At 62.1% G+C, this 17607-nt stretch carries 13 protein-coding genes; 7 read left to right on the top strand and 6 right to left on the bottom strand.

Translation table 11 applies throughout. From position 1 onward, the window contains the following. Positions 1 to 212: 212 nt before the first annotated feature. From QMK33_RS12590 to QMK33_RS12575, 4 genes are all read left to right on the top strand, one after another. The gene (locus tag QMK33_RS12590) at positions 213 to 1388 is read left to right on the top strand and encodes an efflux RND transporter periplasmic adaptor subunit (protein ID WP_283564945.1); all 1176 of its coding nucleotides are present in this window, start codon (positions 213 to 215) and stop codon (positions 1386 to 1388) included. A gap of 184 nt (positions 1389 to 1572) precedes the next feature. Beyond that, on the top strand, positions 1573 to 4806 hold the full coding sequence (locus QMK33_RS12585; RefSeq protein ID WP_283564944.1) for an efflux RND transporter permease subunit: 3234 nt from the start codon (positions 1573 to 1575) through the stop codon (positions 4804 to 4806). 41 nt (positions 4807 to 4847) lie between these two features. Beyond that, the gene (locus tag QMK33_RS12580) at positions 4848 to 6431 is read left to right on the top strand and encodes an efflux transporter outer membrane subunit (protein WP_283564943.1); all 1584 of its coding nucleotides are present in this window, start codon (positions 4848 to 4850) and stop codon (positions 6429 to 6431) included. A gap of 302 nt (positions 6432 to 6733) precedes the next feature. Further along, positions 6734 to 8359, top strand: coding sequence for a MutS-related protein (locus QMK33_RS12575; protein WP_283564942.1), 1626 nt, complete (start codon positions 6734 to 6736; stop codon positions 8357 to 8359). 149 nt (positions 8360 to 8508) lie between these two features. Here QMK33_RS12575 and QMK33_RS12570 read toward each other — a convergent pair whose 3' ends face one another. The 4 genes from QMK33_RS12570 to QMK33_RS12555 form a co-directional block, all read right to left on the bottom strand. Next, positions 8509 to 9123, bottom strand: coding sequence for a class I SAM-dependent methyltransferase (locus QMK33_RS12570; protein WP_283564941.1), 615 nt, complete (start codon positions 9121 to 9123; stop codon positions 8509 to 8511). 115 nt (positions 9124 to 9238) lie between these two features. Beyond that, entirely contained in the window at positions 9239 to 9547 is a 309-nt protein-coding gene (locus QMK33_RS12565) for a SemiSWEET family sugar transporter (protein WP_283564940.1), read from the bottom strand. Between the two features lie 42 nt (positions 9548 to 9589). Further along, entirely contained in the window at positions 9590 to 10045 is a 456-nt protein-coding gene (locus QMK33_RS12560) for a peroxiredoxin (RefSeq protein ID WP_283564939.1), read from the bottom strand. Positions 10046 to 10194: 149 nt separating this feature from the next. Next, complete coding sequence (locus QMK33_RS12555; RefSeq protein ID WP_283564938.1) at positions 10195 to 11160, bottom strand: alpha/beta hydrolase; 966 nt, start codon at positions 11158 to 11160, stop codon at positions 10195 to 10197. A gap of 83 nt (positions 11161 to 11243) precedes the next feature. On the opposite strand from QMK33_RS12555, the gene QMK33_RS12550 reads away from it, so the two are divergent. Continuing rightward, entirely contained in the window at positions 11244 to 13109 is a 1866-nt protein-coding gene (locus tag QMK33_RS12550; RefSeq protein WP_283564937.1) for a M2 family metallopeptidase, read from the top strand. 6 nt (positions 13110 to 13115) lie between these two features. Further along, the gene (locus QMK33_RS12545) at positions 13116 to 13970 is read left to right on the top strand and encodes an alpha/beta hydrolase (RefSeq protein ID WP_283564936.1); all 855 of its coding nucleotides are present in this window, start codon (positions 13116 to 13118) and stop codon (positions 13968 to 13970) included. Positions 13971 to 14226: 256 nt separating this feature from the next. Here the strand turns inward: QMK33_RS12545 and QMK33_RS12540 are convergent, their stop codons facing one another. Together QMK33_RS12540 and QMK33_RS12535 are read right to left on the bottom strand one after the other, a co-directional pair. Beyond that, positions 14227 to 14928, bottom strand: coding sequence for a GAF domain-containing protein (locus QMK33_RS12540; RefSeq protein ID WP_283564935.1), 702 nt, complete (start codon positions 14926 to 14928; stop codon positions 14227 to 14229). Continuing rightward, the gene (locus tag QMK33_RS12535) at positions 14928 to 15650 is read right to left on the bottom strand and encodes a pirin family protein (protein WP_283564934.1); all 723 of its coding nucleotides are present in this window, start codon (positions 15648 to 15650) and stop codon (positions 14928 to 14930) included. Before QMK33_RS12535 ends, QMK33_RS12540 begins: the two co-directional genes overlap by 1 nt. Before the next feature lie 405 nt (positions 15651 to 16055). On the opposite strand from QMK33_RS12535, the gene QMK33_RS12530 reads away from it, so the two are divergent. Beyond that, entirely contained in the window at positions 16056 to 17552 is a 1497-nt protein-coding gene (locus QMK33_RS12530; protein ID WP_283564933.1) for an alpha-amylase, read from the top strand. The last annotated feature ends 55 nt before the right edge of the window (positions 17553 to 17607 follow it).

Here is a 17607-nt window from a genome sequence, read left to right as displayed (position 1 = left end):
AGGAACGTCTGTCCTTGCGAGCGCAAGTCATGCAGAAGCTCAGCATGAATTTCTTCTTAATGGCCAAATTCCATTCCCACCTCCTCCTTCGCACTTCATAATTTCTCCCCGATTACCGGCCTTATCAAGGCGTTTGCCGGGATGGTTGGGGGCTTCGTCTTTTTTTGGTGAATCCACCCAGCCGCGGGGCCTGGCTTTCGCGTTTCAGGCCCATGACTACTCGTGTACCGGGCCTCGCGGCGGGGCTGCTGGCCCTGCTGAGCGTGGCAGCCTGCGGCTCCAAAAAAGATACCGCCGCTGGCAAAGACGGCAAGGATGGCGGGCCCCAGCCCATCAAGGAATACCCCGTGCTGGTGGTGCGGCCCGATACCGTGACGCTCTACCAAGACTACCCGGCCACCATTCAGGGCCAGCAAAACGTGGAGATTCGGCCCAAGGTAGATGGCTTTGTCGAAGCCATTTATGTGGATGAGGGCGCCAGCGTGCGCAAGGGCCAGAAGCTTTTCCACATCTCGGCCCCGCAGTACGAGCAGGCGGTGCGCACGGCCAGCGCGGGCATCAAAACCGCCCAGGCCGACGTGGACGCCGCCCGCATGGGCGTGCGCAAAGTGCAGCCGCTGGTTGAGCGCGGCATCATCAGCAAGTACCAGCTGGAGGGCGCGCAGTATACCCTCGAAAGCCGGCTGGCCGCCTTGGCCCAGGCCCGGGCCACGCTGGTAAATGCGCAAACCAACCTGGGCTACACCACCATCACGAGCCCCGTGAACGGCGTGATGGGCACCATCCCCAACAAAATCGGCGCGCTGGTGAGCAGCACCTCCGCCGACCCGCTCACCACGGTGTCGAGCATCGGCAACGTGTACGCCTACTTCTCGCTCAGCGAGAAGGCGCTGCTCAGCTTCGCGCGCCGCCGTCCCGGCAACACCCTGCAAGACAAGCTCACGCACGTGCCCGACGTGCGCCTGGTGCTGGCCGACGGTAGCCTATACGGCCATACCGGCCGCGTCGAAACCGCTATTGGTCAGATAAATACCGAAACCGGGGCCAGCAGCTTTCGGGCTACGTTTCCTAACCCGCAGGGCCTGCTGCGCAGCGGCAGCAGCGGCTCGGTGCGCACGTTCCAGCCCGTGAAGGATGCGCTCATTATTCCGCAAAGTGCTACGTATGAGCTGCAAGGCAAGCGCTTTACCTACGTGCTGGGCCGCGACACGGCCGCCCACGCCGCCGCCATCACGGTGGTGCCCACGCCCGACGGCGAATCCTTCGTGGTACAAAAAGGGCTGAAAGCCGGCCAGGAAGTGGTGCTCGAAGGCCTCAGCGGCTTGAAGGAGGGCACGAAAATCAGGCCCAAGGTGGTGAAGAAGGCGAGTACGGTGGTGGCCGGATGATTACTTAATTGCCCTCCGTGAGCACCTCACGGGACCCCTGTGGGGCACGGCCCCCTCTCCTTCAGAAAGGGGGAGCCAAACGTCAAAAAGTATTTGTTAGAAAATAGGCAGCATTCACCACTTCGTTCGGCTCCCCCTCTCTGAAGGAGAGGGGGCCGGGGGGTGAGGCGCAACGTCAGAACTTATGCTAAAAATATTCATTGAGCGCCCCGTGCTTTCCACCGTTATCTCGGTTATTCTGGTGCTGCTGGGCATTTTGGGGCTGTTGTCGCTGCCCATTGCGCAGTACCCCGACATTTCGCCGCCCACGGTGCAGGTGTCGGCCAGCTACGCGGGGGCCAATGCCGATGTGGTGCTCAAAAGCGTGATTGTGCCGCTGGAGGAGCAGATAAACGGCGTGGAGGGCATGACCTACATGACGTCCACGGCCACCAACGACGGGGCGGGCTCCATTCAGGTGTATTTCAACGTGGGCACCGACCCTGACCAGGCGGCCGTGGACGTGCAAAACCGGGTGTCGAGCGCCACCAGCCTGCTGCCGCAGGAAGTGACGCTGGCCGGCGTAACCACCCGCAAGCGCCAGAGCAGCAACCTGTTGATATTTGCGCTCTACAGCGACAACCCGGCCTACGACCAGACGTTTTTACAGAACTACGCCCAGATTAACATCGTGCCCCAAATCAAGCGGGTCAACGGCGTGGGCGACTCCAACGCCTTTGGCTCGCGCGACTACGCCATGCGCGTCTGGCTAAAGCCCGATGTGATGGCCATTTATGGCCTCACCCCGGCCGATATTACGGCCGCCCTGGCCGACCAAAACGTGGAGGCCGCCCCTGGCAAGTTTGGCGAAAACTCCGACCAGAGCTTCCAGTACGTGATTAAGTACACCGGTAAGCTACTCTCGGCCAGCCAGTTTGGTGATATCGTACTCAAGGGCACGGCCCAGGGCCAGCTGCTGCGCCTCAAGGACGTGGCCCGCATCGAGCTGGGCGCGCAGGCCTACACCAGCAACAGCGCCACCTTCGGCAAGCCCTCGGTGGGCATCTCGGTGAACCAGACGCCGGGCTCCAACGCCCGCGACGTCATCGAGAAGTCGATTGCGGTGCTGCAAGACGCCGAGAAGTCGTTTCCGGCCGGCATTCACTACACCAACCTGGTGAATATCAACGACTTCCTGGATGCTTCGATTGACAAGGTAATTCACACGCTTATTGAGTGCTTCGCGCTGGTGTTTTTGGTAATCTTCATCTTCCTGCAAGACTTTCGCTCCACCATCATTCACGGCGTGTCGGTGCCGGTGTCGATTATCGGCACGTTTTTCTTCCTCAAGATTTTCGGCTACAGCATTAACCTACTGACGCTCTTTGCGTTGGTGCTCGCCATCGGCATTGTGGTCGATGATGCCATTGTGGTGGTGGAGGCCGTGCACGCCAAGCTCGAAAGTGGCTACACCTCGCCGCGCAAGGCCGCCATCGACGCCATGAGCGAGATAACCGGGGCCATCGTGAGCATCACGCTGGTGATGGCGGCGGTGTTTTTACCGGTTACGTTTATCACTGGCTCAGTGGGCGTGTTTTATAAACAATTCGGGATAACGCTAGCGGTGGCCATCCTCATTTCGGCCGTTAACGCCCTCACGCTGTGCCCCGCGCTGGCCGCGCTGTTCCTGCTGCCACCCAACCACGAGGCGGATAAGCAGGCCGAGAAAAAAACGCTCATGCAGCGTTTCAGCGTGGCTTTCAACGCTGCCTACGATGCGCTGGTGGCCAAGTACACCCGCGCCGTGCAGTTTCTGATGGACCGTCGGTGGCTGTCGCTGGCCGCCGTGGCTGGCTTTGCCGGTTTCCTGTATTTTTTGATGACGAGCACGCCCAGCAGCTTCGTGCCCAATGAGGACATGGGCACCGTGTTTGTGAACGTGAGCCTGCCGCCCGCCTCCACGCTGGAGCGCACCACGGCCGTCAACAAGGAGGTAGATAGCCTGATTCGGACCATTCCGGCGGTGCGGAGTACGCTGCGCATCACGGGCCAGAATTTCCTGGCCGGCGCGGGCAGCGCCTACGGCATGGTGATTGTGCGCCTCAAGCCCTGGGACGAGCGCCCCAAGATGGATAACCAGGCCGTTATCAAGCAGATAACTGAGCTCACGGCCCACATTCGGGCCGGTGATATCCGCAGCATCTCGCAGCCCACCATCACGGGTTTCGGGGCCACGGGCGGCTTCACATTCCAGCTTCAGGACAAGGGCGGCCACACCACGGCCGAGTTCTACAAAGTAGCCCAGGATTTCCTGGCCAAGCTGGGCAAACGCCCGGAGATTCAGTTTGCTACCACGGCCTTCAACCCCGGCTTTCCGCAGTACCAGCTCACCGTGAACGTGCCTAAGGTGAAGCAGGCTGGCCTCACGGAAAAGGATATTCTGAACGCCATGCAGGTGTTTTACGGCGGCTCCTACGCCTCCAACTTCAACCAGTTTGGTAAGCAGTACCGGGTAATGGTGCAGGCCGACACTTCGTATCGGGCTAGCCCCGAGGGCCTTAGCAAGATATTTGTGCGCAACGCCAGCGGGGCCATGGCCCCTATTACGGAGTTCGTGACCCTCACCCGCATCTACGGGCCCGAGAGCTTGTCGCGCTTCAACCTGTTCACGGCCATCTCGGTCAACGGCTCGCCCAAGGAGGGCACCAGCTCGGGGCAGGCGCTGGTGGCCATTCAGGAAGTGGCGCAGCAGCTGCCGGCCGGCTACGGGTTCGAGTTTTCGGGCATCAGCCGCGAAGAGCAGGGCAGCGGCAAGCAGTCGCTCTACATTTTTGCCCTCTCGCTGGTGTTTGTGTACCTGCTGCTGAGCGCGCAGTACGAGAGCTACATTCTGCCGTTTGCGGTGCTGCTCTCCATTCCTATCGGTCTGAGTGGCACCTACTTATTCGCCAAGATTTTTGGCATCGACAACAACATCTACCTCCAGATTTCTATCATCATGCTCATTGGCCTGCTGGCCAAGAACGCGATTCTGATTATCGAATTCTCGCTGGGCCGGCGCCGCGACCACGGCCTGAGCATCGCCGACGCCGCCCTCGAAGGGGCCAAGGCCCGCCTGCGGCCGATTCTGATGACCTCGTTTGCCTTCATATTTGGGCTGCTGCCGCTGCTGTTTGCCAGCGGCGCGGGGGCCAACGGCAACCGCAGCATCGGGGCCGGGGCCATCGGCGGCATGCTGTTTGGCACGCTGGTGGGGGTGTTTTTTGTACCGGTGCTGTTCCTCATTTTTGAGAGCCTGCAGGAGCGCATCAGCGGCCCGCCCAAAACGCGGGCGCAGCTGGAAGCCGAGGAAGCAGGCGGTGGCCCACCCGACAAGCAGGGCGAGCAAGCGCCCGGCGCGCCGCAGCCCGAGCAGGTGCCCCAGCCGGCGCTGGCGTAGCCCGGCCGCGCAAACTGTACGCAACATGCTATCTATCAGCAATGATTACCACTAGATTAATTCGGCTCGCTGCTCCCGTGCTCCTGCTGGCCGCCGCCAGCGGCTGCGGTATCATGCATCCCTACGGCCGGCCCGACACGGCCACCACCGGCCTCTACCGCGATGCCGCTACCACCGATACGACCACGCTGGCCCTGCGCCCCTGGCAGCAGCTCTTCACCGACCCGCTGCTGCAAAAGCTCATCGCCGAGGGCCTGGCCAACAACCGCAACCTGCAAGTGGCCGATGCCCGCATGGCGCAGGCGCAGGCCCTGCTAACCCAGAGCCGGGCGGCATTTTTACCCAGCCTCAACGGGCGGGCTACCACCACGCTCTCGCGGGTGGGCGGGGCATTTGTGGGCACTAGCACGGGGGGCAGCACCACTACCACGGGGGGCACCACGGGCGGCACTACCACCGGCGGCGGCACGACTGGCGGCGGCGGCACCACGGGTGGAGGAACTACCGGCGGCACCACCACCCCAGGCGGCGGCACCACCCCAGGCGGCCCTACTACGGGAGGCACCACGAGCACCACCGACCAGTCGAACATCATCACGGGCGGGGCCGCCCACCAGTACCTGCTGGGCCTGAGCAGCAGCTGGGAGGCCGACGTGTGGGGCAAGCTGCGCAGCAACCGGCGCGCCTACGCGGCGGCCGTGCGCCAGAGCGAAGCCTACCGGCGCGTGGTGCAAACCCAGCTCATCGCCGACATTGCCGACAACTACTACGCCCTGCTGGCCCTCGATGCGCAGCTCGAAATAACCCGCGAAACGGTGCAAAACCGCATCAAAGACGTGGAGGTGATGAAGCTGCTGCTCGAAGGCGACGTGGTAACCGGGGCCGCCGTGGTGCAGAGCGAGGCCCAGCGCTACGCCGCCGAAGTCACCATCCCCGACCTGCAACGCAGCACCCGCGAGGCCGAAAACCTGCTGGCCACCCTGCTGGGCCGCCCGCCCGGCCCCATTGCGCGCAACACCCTGGCCGACCAGGCCCCCGCCCCGCTCCTGCTCACGGGCGTGCCCGGCCAGCTGCTGCGCAACCGCCCCGACGTGCAGCAGGCCGAATTCGCCTTCGAATCCACGTTTGAGCAGACCAACGCGGCGCGCACCTACTTCTACCCCAGTTTCACGGTCACGGCCAATGGTGGCCTCATCAGCACCACCCTCGAAAAGCTGTTTTCGCCCACCGCCATTTTTGCCAGCCTGGTGGGTGGCCTCACGCAACCCATTTTCAGCCAGGGGATTAACCGCCTGCGCCTGGCCCGCTCGCAGGCCTTGCAGCAAGAGTACCTCTACACCTACCAGCAAACCATGTTCGTGGCCGGCCAGGAGGTGTCCAACGCGCTATTTTCGTACCAGAGCGCGGGCGAAAAAATGGCCATCCGCGCCCACCAGCTCGAAGCGCTCAACAAATCGGTCGATTACACCAGCGAGCTACTGCGCGCCGGCTTCGCCAACTACACCGAGGTGCTCACCGCCCGCCAAAGCCTGCTGCAAGCCCAGCTCAACGGCGTGAACGACCAATTGCAACAGCGCCAAGCCGTTACGGACCTCTACCACGCGCTGGGCGGCGGCTGGCGGTAGCGGCGTTGCGCTGTATCCGTGCGGAATAAGTGGCTGATGGATTGAGAGAGATTTGGGACTATTAACCTTCAGTTATTAGTTTGGGAAGAGGCTATTTTCCTTCCTCGTTCCTGAAAAAATTTCTTAACATAAGATTAGTTATAACCACTATCTTGGAATCGGTGTAATATTTTGCTGCTCCGTGCGAAGTAGCAAGCATGGTACTTTCCTAACGAGCATTATTTTAGCCACCTTTCCCGCTGCCTGTAATTACCAGTGGCACCACCTCACCGCCCACGCCCTGGTAGTTACCCTTGTTTCTCATGTGGACTTTTTCCCGCACGCGCTTACGCCGCTTGGAGGCGGCCTGGCACCAGCCAGTTGTGCGCTCCCCCTACTTCTCCTTGGTGGCCCGCTACTACACCCACGTGCAGCACGAGCCCGCATACCACCGCCTGCCAGACCAAACCTGGGAGGACCTGAACGGCGACTTGCTCTTTGGCCTGCTCGATGCGACGGTGAGTCCGGTCGGCCAGCAGTGCCTCTACCATCGGTTACGCAGCCCGCTCGCCGACGAGGCCCCCCTACAGGAGTTTGATGCGGCCGCGGCCCTGCTGGCGCAGCAACCCGTGGCCCGCGGGCAAGCCTTGCTCGCCCTCGACCAGCTGACGGCCCCCGAGGCGTACTACCTGACCGATTTGCTTAGTGGGCAGCCCCTCCCCGCGCTGCCCGGTGCCCGCTTCGCGCCGCTGCTCGCGCTGGGGCTGCTGGCCACGTTGCTCGGGGGTTTCTGGCTCCCCGTGCTTTGGTTGGTGACGGGGGCATTTGCCCTTACCAATGGCGTGTTTTACTTCTGGCAGCTCAAGCGGATTACGAACTGTATGCGCCCGCTGCTGCAACTGGGCCGCTTGCGGCGGGCGGGCCAGGCGTTGCAGCGGGCTGCCCTGCCCCTGCGGCCACTTCAGCAGTTGGCCGCGCCCCTGGCCCGGCTGAGGTCCATTATGTGGCAAGCAGCTTTCTTTCAGGTAGAAGACCCCTTACTGGTGTTCAACATACTCAAGATGCTACTGCTGCTCGACGTGCTAATGTATAACCGCTGCCGAGCGGCCGTGCAGCAGCACGCCCCCGCGATTCGGGCGGTTTTTGAGGCCGTGGGCTACGTCGATTGCGCCCTAGCCGTGGCCAGCTTCCGCCAGCGCCATGCCACCTGCGTGCCCCACTTTGGGCCGGCGGCTGAGGGCATCCGGCTGCAAGCCGCCTACCACCCGCTGGTGCCGGGGTGCGTGCCCAACGACCTGATCCTGGCCGGGCAGGGCGTACTGCTCACCGGCTCGAATATGGCGGGCAAAACCACCTTTATGCGCACGCTGGGCGTGAATGCCCTGCTGGCCCAAACGATAGCTACGTGCCCGGCCACCGCCTACCGCGCCCCTTTTTGCCGGGTGCTCACCAGCCTCACCCTGGCCGACAGCCTGCCCACGGGCAAGAGCTATTACCTGGTCGAAGCCGAAACCATGCGGCAGCTGCTGCTGGCCTGCGATGCGGCCCCCGGCAGCTACCTGCTGCTGCTAGATGAACTGTTCAAGGGCACGAATACGCAGGAGCGCATCGCCGCTAATAAGGCCGTGCTGGCCTACTTGCAGGCGCGCGGTTGGGTCGTGGCGGCCACCCACGACGGGGAGTTGGGGGCACTCTTACAGTCCTGCTATGTCGAATACCACTTTTGCGAGACGGTCACAGCGGAAGACTGGTATTTCGACTTCCGCCTCAAAGCCGGGCCGCTGACTACGCGCAATGCTATTCGGTTATTGGCGCGCCTGCACTACCCAGCGCAAGTGGTCGCCGACGCGCAGGCACTCAGTGCCTCGCTGGCTACCCGAACGCAACCAGGCAGCGCGCAACTGACCACGCAAGAAGAACTCAGTTTTTTGGCTGATTCGCCCAGATGAAAAGAGAACTTAGTAGGCTAAAGAACTCATTACTGCGACAGTAGCTTGCATTAGAAGCTGCTTTTTACGTACTAGAAACGGTGGTTTACAACACGTAAACCAAGCCCACGTACCACACCCCAGCCAGCCGCGCCGGCCCACGCGGCCCGTTAGCGGTACATAAGCACCGTGAAATCGCCTTTCCAGTAGTCGTTCAGCAGCACCACGTTGGGGGAGAGCGTTTCGCAGAAGGCCACGATTTCGGCCGGGTCGAAGGCGGCCAGGGGGCCGCCGCCCGCGGGGGCCCAGTCGAGCAGGTTGAAGCCCAGCGCCCGCCGGCAGCTACCATACAGGCGCTCAATGGCTTGGGGCACAAAGTGCGGGTCGCGGTTGCGGTAGCTGAGCGCGCCGCTGGCCAGCACGTAGTCGCTGAGGGGCAGCGGCACTTTCAAGAAATCGCCCAGCTGCAAGGTGATGCCCGCGGCGTCCGCGTAGCGGGCCTTGGCCACTTCCAGCAGCTCCGGCATGTGCTCGATGCCCTGGTACTGCACTTCGGTAAAGCGCTGTTTTAGAAACGGATACAGGTCGGCGTAGCCGCAGCCCACATCGAGCACCGAGCAGTGCGATAAATCGCCAATCTGTGCCAGGGTCTTGAACCGGATTTGCTGGCCCACTGGGTTCCAACCCAGCGCGCCGGGGCTGCCGGCCCCGTACTCGCGGATGCGCTGCCGGTGAAAACGAAAAACGGCGGCAGAATCGAGCATCTGGCTAATGCGGTTACGCATGCGGAAGGAAGTTTAAACGGTTTTGGCGGCCCTAAGCAACTCGCATCGGGCACCAAAATCGGCCGGGGCCGGCTTGGCTTCCACGCGGGCACGGGCGGCTGAAACGGCTTCAAAGTTAGGCCCGCGGGGCGGGCAGCGGCTTGGCAGGCTCGCCCAGCCGCCGAAAGTGGTGCTTGAAAAACACGAGCAGCAGCGTAAAAAGCAGGTTTACCGCGTTGCCTAGCAAAATGGGCAGGTTGTGCTCATACAGTCCGTAAACCAGCCACAGTATCATACTGCTCGCCCCAATGGCCAGCATCGGCCCGCTCAGGCCATTGGCCGAGCGCGTTTGCCAGGTGTGCACCACCTGCGGTAAAAACGTAAGGGCTGATAGCACAGCGGCTACCAGCCCAATAGTGCTGAGGATACTAGCAGAAGGATTCATACCTGCCTGATACGCCAAACGGGCCAGCGGGTACTACGCTGGCTAGTTAGCCAACCCGCGCAGCACCTCTTTGGTCTTGCGCACGTGGTCGGTAGCGCCGCTCAGCGAGTTGAAGATATAGGCGATTTTACCGTCCTTGTCAATCACAAACGTGACGCGGCCGGGCAGCAAACCCAGCAAGGCGCGGGGCACCTCGTAGGCTTTGCGCAGTTGCCCGCCGCCATCGGCCAGCAGCGGAAACGGCAGCCGGTGCTTCTGGCTGAACTTCTGGTGCGAGGCCTCGCTATCGGAGCTCACGCCCACCACGACCGCGCCCAGGTCGAGGAAATCGGCGTACTGGTCGCGGAAGGCGCAGGCCTCGGCCGTGCAGCCGGGCGTGTCGTCCTTGGGGTAGAAGTAGAGCACCACCGGCTGGCCGCGCTGGTCGGCCAGGTGAAAGCTGTCGCCCTTATCGGTGGGCAGGGTAAAATCGGGGGCAGTATCGCCGAGCTGAAGCATAATCTCAAGAAGAAGTTGGTAATGAATATAGTACTTACGCAGAAAAAGGCTGTCATTGCAAGCAACGCGAAGCAATGACAGCCTTTTTCTGCGTAAGTACTGTAACAGCTAAGGAGTCAACTGTTCCTGGCTCCTTACTTCACTATTCCTTACTTCGTGAGCCAGCCGTTGGCATCCAGCCAGTTTTGGAGGCGGTCTATCCACTGGTCTTTTGTGGTGGTATTATTCAGGCCAAAGCCGTGGCCGCCTTTGGGGTAGAGGTGCATTTCGGCGGGCACCTTGTGGTGGCTCAGCGCCTGGTAGAACACGAGGCTGTTTTGCACGGGCACGGCGGGGTCGTCCTCGGCGTGCACCAGGAAGGTGGGCGGCGTTTGGGCCGTCACCTGCATCTCGGCCGAGTACTGGCGCACCTGGTCGGGCGTGGGCGTGGCGCTCAGCAGGTTATCGCGCGAGCCCTTGTGCATGAGGCTGTCGCTGAAGCTAATAACGGGGTAGAGCAGCACCAGAAAGGCCGGCCGCACCGAAGCCGGGCCGGGGTTGTCGCCCACGGGCTGGGCAAAGTGCGTGCCCGCCGTGGCAGCCAGGTGGCCACCCGCCGAGAAGCCCATCATCCCAATGCGCTCGGGGTTGAGGTTGTACTTGGGGGCCAGTTGGCGCACCATGCGCAGGGCCTGCTGCGCATCGAGCAGCGGGGCAATGGTTTTATCGGGCTGGCTCTGGCCGTTGGGCAGGCGATATTTCAGCACGAAGGCCGTCACGCCCAGCTCGTTGAGGCGCTTGGCCACGTCGTAGCCCTCGTGGCCAATGGCCAGCCGCGAATAGCCCCCACCGGGGCAAATAACCACCGACGTGCCATTGGCCTTGGCGCGGTCGGGCACGAAAACCGTGAGGGTGGGCTGCACCACGTTGGCAATACTCGGGTGGCCGTTGCTGGCCTCGCTGGTTTCCCGCACCTGGCTGGGCTTGGAATCGGGGATGGAGCCGGTGTAGAGCGGCAGCACGGGCGCGGCGGTGCCGGCGGCCGTCGTAGCACCCGGCGCCGTCTGGGCGCGCAGGTGGGTAGTGGCAGTTAAGCTCAACAAACCAAGGGCGAGTAAAAGGGTGTTTTTTTGCATAAGAGTCAGTTCCGCGAACAAGGTGCGGGGCAATAGTACCCAGGCAGGCGAGTGCTCGCGGCACAGCTCACCTACTTTCGTGTATGAAAACGCACTATTCCAAATTTCGTTTTGCCCGGCCCTGGCCGCTGCTGGCCGCGCTGCTGGCCGGCTGCGCCCCCACCGCCAACGTACCGGTGGCCACCAGCCCGCCCGCCGCCGCCGCGGCCGCCCCCGCCCCACCCGACTACCGCGCCCAGGCCGATGCCTTCCTGGCGAGCTATACCGCTGACTATGTGCGTCTTTACACGCAGTCGAGCGAGGCCGAGTGGACCAGCAATACCCACATCGTGCCCGGCGATACCACCAATGCCGGCCGCACCGCCCGCGCCAACGAGCGCATGGCGGCCTTCGCCGGCAGCTCGGCCAACATTCAGAAAATAAGAGAATTATTAGCCCAGAAGGACCAGCTTACCCCGCTGCAAACCAAGCAGCTCGAAACGGCCCTCTACAACGCCGCCAACTCGCCCCAAACCGTGGCCGACCTGGTGAAGCGCCGCATCAAGGCCGAGGCCGCCCAAACCGAAAAGCTCTATGGCTTCGACTATAAATACGCGGGCAAGCGCGTGACCACCAACGATATAGACGGGCTACTGCGCACCGAAACCAACCCGCGCAAGCGCCAGCAGCTGTGGGAGGCCAGCAAGGAAATCGGCCCCACCCTCAAGCCCGGCCTGCTGAATCTGCGCGACCTGCGCAACCAGACCGTGCAGGCCCTGGGCTACCCCGATTTCTTCTCGTATCAGGCTAGTGACTACGGCCTTACGCGCGAGGAAATGATGACGCTGGTGCGCCAGCTCAACACCGAGCTGCGCCCCCTCTACCGCGAGCTGCACACCTACGCCCGCTACGAGCTGGCCAAAAAATACCACGCCCAGCAGGTGCCCGATTACCTGCCCGCCTCCTGGCTGCCCAACCGCTGGGGCCAGGACTGGGGCAGCCTGGTAACCGTAAAAGGCATTAACCTCGACGCGGCCTTGGCCAAAAAAGGCCCCGCGTGGCCCGTGAAGCAGGCCGAGCGCTTTTACCAAAGCCTGGGCTTTCCGGCGCTGCCGGCCAGCTTTTACGAGAAAAGCAGCCTCTACCCGCTGCCCGCCGGGGCCAGCTACAAGAAAAATAACCACGCCTCGGCCTGGCACATGGACTTGGGCCAGGATGTGCGCAGCCTGATGAGCGTGGAGCCCAACACCGAGTGGTACGAAACCACCCACCACGAGCTGGGCCACATCTACTACTACCTCACCTACACCAACCCCGACGTGCCGCCGCTGCTGCGCCAGGGGGCCAACCGCGCCTACCACGAGGCGCTGGGCAGCATGATGGGCCTGGCCGCCCAGCAAAAGCCCTTTCTGGTGGGCCTGGGGCTGATTGATGCCCAAACCAAAACCGACCAGACCCAGCAATTGCTGAAGGAAGCGCTGCAATACGTGCCATTTATCCCCTTCGCCTCGGGCGTGATGAGCGAGTGGGAAAACGCCTTTTATGCCGAAAACCTGCCCGCCGACCAGCTCAACGCCAAGTGGTGGGCCCTCTGCAAGCAGTACCAGGGCATGGTGCCGCCCACCGCGCGCGGCGAAAACTACCTCGACCCCGCCACCAAAACCCACATCAACGACGACCCCGCGCAGTACTACGACTACGCGCTGAGCTACATCATCCTGTTTCAGCTGCACGACCACATCGCCCGCAACATCCTGCACCAGGACCCCCACGCCACCAACTACTACGGCAGCCAGGAAGTCGGCCAGTTTCTGCAGGGCATCATGCGTCCCGGCAGCAGCCGCGACTGGCGCACCGTGCTCAAGGAAAAAACCGGCGAAGACCTCTCGGCCCGCGCCATGGTCGCTTATTTTGAGCCGCTGATGGGGTATTTGAAGGCGCAGAACAAGGGCCGGAAATACACGATGTAAGCGAGTATGAGCCAGCGTTTCTTTGCATTAGTATGGCCTAAAAAAGCGCTTCTGCTGCTGAGCTTACTGCTACTAGTGGCGGGGCAGGCCAGCGCGCAAGTGCTGCCCGCGGCACCCCTCTGCATCGGCGAAACCTTCACGCTGACCTCGAAAGTGCTGGGCGAAACCCGGCGGCTCAACGTGTACCTGCCGCCCGTGTACCACGATTCGGCCACCGTGCGGCTGCCCGTGCTGTACATGCCCGATGGCGGGCGGGCGGAGGATTTTTTGCACGTGGCGGGCTTGGTGCAAGTGCTGGCGGGCAACGGCACCATGCAGCCCTTCATCCTAGTGGGCATCGAGAACACCCAGCGGCGGCGCGACCTTACCGGCCCCACTGCCAATGCTGAGGATAAAAAGATAGCGCCCCGCGTGGGCGGCTCGGCCGCCTTCCGCCAGTTTATGCGCCGCGAGCTGATGCCCGCTGTGCGCCAGCGCTACCGCACTACGCCCGAAACCGCGCTGGTCGGCGAGTCGCTGGCCGGGCTGTTCGCGGTCGAAACCCTGCTATTGGAGCCCGATTTATTCGACACCTACCTCGCCTTCGACCCCAGCCTGTGGTGGAACAACGGCCTGCTCACCCAGCAGGCCGCCCGCGTGCTACCCGCCTACCGCGGCCCCGCCAAAACGCTGTACCTGGCCACGAGCAGCCAGGGCGACACGGCCGCCACGGCCCGCCTCGCCACCTTCGCTCGGCTGGCGCCCCGGCCGGGCATCACTTGCTACTACGAGCCCCTGCCAGTCGAAACGCACGCCACCATCTACCGCCGCGCTGCGGGGTTTCCGGCTGGTGCTGAAGCCGCGGGCGAGAGAGGCTGCTAAGTAAGCTGAGCTATTGTCAAAAACTGCCTTCCCTTTACGCAAGTGTGGTTTCCAGGCTGGCGTCGGGCCCGGTCCGCCGGCGCAAGCCGGCCGACCGGTTGTCGTTAGTTATGGCTGGGCTGGCGCAACGACAACCGGTCAGTTTGGGCGGGCGTCGGGCCCAGTCCGCCGGCGCGAGCCGGCCGACCGGTTGTCGTTGTTATGGCTGGGCTGGCGCAACGACAACCGGTATAAGTATTTGTGAAAGTGGCAAGCGCTAGGCCAGCCGCCGGGCCAGCACCTGCGACACGCTTTCGAGGCGGCGAATAATGGGCTGGGCTATCTCCCTATCGCTCAAGTCAATACCCTGGCCGCGAGTGGCGAGGTAGCGGGCCAGGGCTGAGTTATCGTCCAAGACCTTGGTGAGCTCGCGCTGGGCGTCTTCCCACTCGCCGGGCTGGTCACTCATGATGTAGCGGTAGCGTAGCTCAATGGTCTGGCTCACGAGGGCCGCCAGGCGGGTGAGCAGGTCGGCCTCGGCGGCCGAAAAGCCGCGCTCCTCCTTGGCAATGAGGGCCAGCATACCCAGGCGGGCATCGTCGGTGGCCACCAGAGCCGCCCCAGCGTAAAAGTTGAGGCCAATGGCCTGCGCCACATCAGGCTTGATGAGGGTGCAGCTCTCTGCTTTGTAGTCGGATATCACCACGCCATTGCCAGCTAAAATAGCCGCCGAGCACATGCTTTCGTTGCGCACCAGGCCCGGAATGCCGGTGGCCCCGGTGAGGGCCTTAAACCATACGTAGTCGGCATCTACCAGCGAAATAAGGGCAATGGGCACCCCAAAAAGCTGCGCAGCCCAGGCCACGTAGTTATCAAAAATCTGCTCGGGCGTGGTATTGACAATTTGAAACTGGTGCAGCGTGCGCAGCCGGGCATCATCATCAGCGGGCACCAGTGCATCGGGGAAGGTAGTGGTCATTAATAGTTTGCCTCGTTGCCGGGCAGGTCAATCAAAATAAATTGGGCATCGGTAATGGCTTCAATATCCACCACGTCCTCGGCGTCGAGGCGAGCCTGGTCATTGGGGCTCAGCAGCACACCATTAACGCGAATGCTGCCTTGCTTCACGTAGATAAAGGTAAGGCGAAGGGGAAACGTTTTAAACGTCAATTCATTACCGCAATCCAGATTGCTCCAGTAAATGGTGCTGTTCGAGTTCATGTACACCACGTTTTCCAGCACGCGCTGGCCCGAAACCAGGGGCACCAACTGGTTCTTACGGCTATCCACGAAGTTGAGCTCCTGCCGCTCGTAGCTGGGGGCCAGGCCTTTTTGGCTGGGCATAAACCAAAGCTGGTAGAGATGCAGGGGCTTGTCCTGGCGGTTCATCTCGCTGTGGGCCACGCCCATGCCGGCCGTAATGCGCTGCACCTCGCCGGCCCCAATGGCAGTGCGGTTGCCCATGGTATCCTCGTGGCTCACCTCGCCTTCGAGCACCAGCGTCACGATTTCCATCTCGGAGTGCGGGTGTTGCGGAAAGCCATTTTGCGGCGCAATGGTATCGTCGTTGAATACCCGCAACGGCCCGAACTGTTGGTTGTGCCGGTCAAAATAATCGGCAAACGAGAACAGAAAATATGAGCTGAGCCACGCCGTAGGGGCAGCATGGTGACGAGCGGCGGCAGAAATGTGAGCGAGCATAAGGCGGGGAAAAGGGAGAGGTGCCGGAGTAGCCGGCGCGGTGGTACCCTTAAAACTGCAAATTACCTGCTGGGGTTGCTCTGCGCCCGCCTGGCAGGCGCGGCGGGCGGCCAGCCAAGGGCTTTCGGCCCTGCTCACGCACCCGCCGCCCACCAGCAAATCAAGCAATAGGCATCCGCCATCGCGCCCCAAACGTTTGCGGAAAACCGAACGGGCAGAGGCTTGGCCAACACGCTGGTTTCCCCCTATTTTACTAAAAAAGTCAGCTGATTTCAAATGCTATTTTGCTAACAATAATCTGCATAAATATGCGCTGGTAATGCAAAAAAGCCAACATTTTATAGCGGTAAAGCCAGGGATTTGCGCTAACATTGCAACACCTTTTCCCACCCAATATTCTATTTCATGCTACACCCCTTTGCTGGGGCCGCGCGCCTTGCTGGCGCGGCGGCACTGCTATTGCTGGCCGGCTGCGCCAAAGACGCCACCCTCACGGGCACCGGCCCGGCCCCCACCCCCACCACTACCGCCAATGCCACCACCGCCAACGGCGTGATGATGCAGGGCTTTTACTGGGACGTGCCCGGCAGCACCCCGGCCGGCACCTGGTGGCAAAACCTGGCCGGCAAGGCCACCGAGCTGAGCGCGGCCGGCATCACGGCCATGTGGCTGCCACCGGCTTACAAGGGCAGCGCCGGCGGCTACGACGTGGGATACGGCGTGTACGACCGCTACGACCTGGGCGAATTCAACCAGAAGGGCACCGTAGCTACGCACTACGGCACGCTGGCGCAGCTGCAAAGCTGCATCGCGGCGCTGCACGGCAAGGGCATTCAGGTGTACGAAGATGTGGTAATGAACCACCTCATGGGAGCCGACTACCAGGAAAGCTTTTTGTATAACGGCCAGAATTTCAACGCGTACACGGGCTTCAACTACCCGGGCCGGGGCACCACGTACAGCAGCTACCAGTGGCACTACTACAACTTCAACGGGGCGCAGCAGGGAGCCAACAACAGCTGGCTGCAATGGAACCCCTGGGATTTTCAGTCCTACGCCAACGGCGACGCCTACGACAACCTCATGGGCTGCGAGGTGCGCTACGCCGACCCCAACCAGGCCACCGAAACCATTAAGTGGGGCAACTGGCTGACTACCAAGCTGGGCCTGGATGGCTACCGCATCGACGCGGCCAAGCACATACAAACCGGCTTTTTCAATAACTGGCTCGATGGCGTGAAGGGCTCGCGCTTTGCCGTGAGCGAAGTGTGGTTCAATAGCGTGAGCCAGCTCAACGACTACGCCACCGCCACGGGCGGGCGCACGAGCCTGTTTGACGTACCGCTGCACTACACTTTCAAGGCGATGAGCGACGGCAACGGGGCCTGGGATATGCGGGGGCTGCAATTTGCGGGCTTTACCGAGGCCAACCCTACCTTGTCAGTATCGTTCGTGGACAACCACGACACCGACACGCCGGGCGGGCTCAACTCGCCGGTCGTCAACCTTAAGATGCTGGCCTACGCCTACATCCTGACCCGCGAGAAGGGCTACCCCTGCGTGTTTTACCGCGACTACTACGAGTACGGCCTGGGCGCGCAGATTAAGACCCTCAGCCTCATTCGCAAGGCCAATGCCTACGGCGCATCCTACGAGTACACCAGCGTGGACGATGCCGACTACTACGCCTACTCGCGCGCCGGCGACAGCACCCACAAGGGCCTGATGCTCATCCTCAACGATGGCGGCGGCGCGCGCACCAAGGGCGTCATCTCGCCCTTCAAAAACGCTACGCTTACTGACAAAACCGGCAACTACGGCGGCACCATTACTACCGACGCCAACGGCTACGGCAGCTTCCCGGTGCAGGCCCGTAGCTGGTCGGCCTGGGTGCCCAGCTAGGTTTTTTCAGTTAAAGGGGAAGATTTAAAAATCTGACCTTCAAATTCTTAATTCC

The sequence above is a fragment of the Hymenobacter sp. H14-R3 genome, from assembly GCF_030063445.1.
Lineage (GTDB): Bacteria > Bacteroidota > Bacteroidia > Cytophagales > Hymenobacteraceae > Hymenobacter.
Note: the sequence above shows the minus strand (reverse complement) of the source record. Positions and strands in the feature narration are given on the sequence as shown.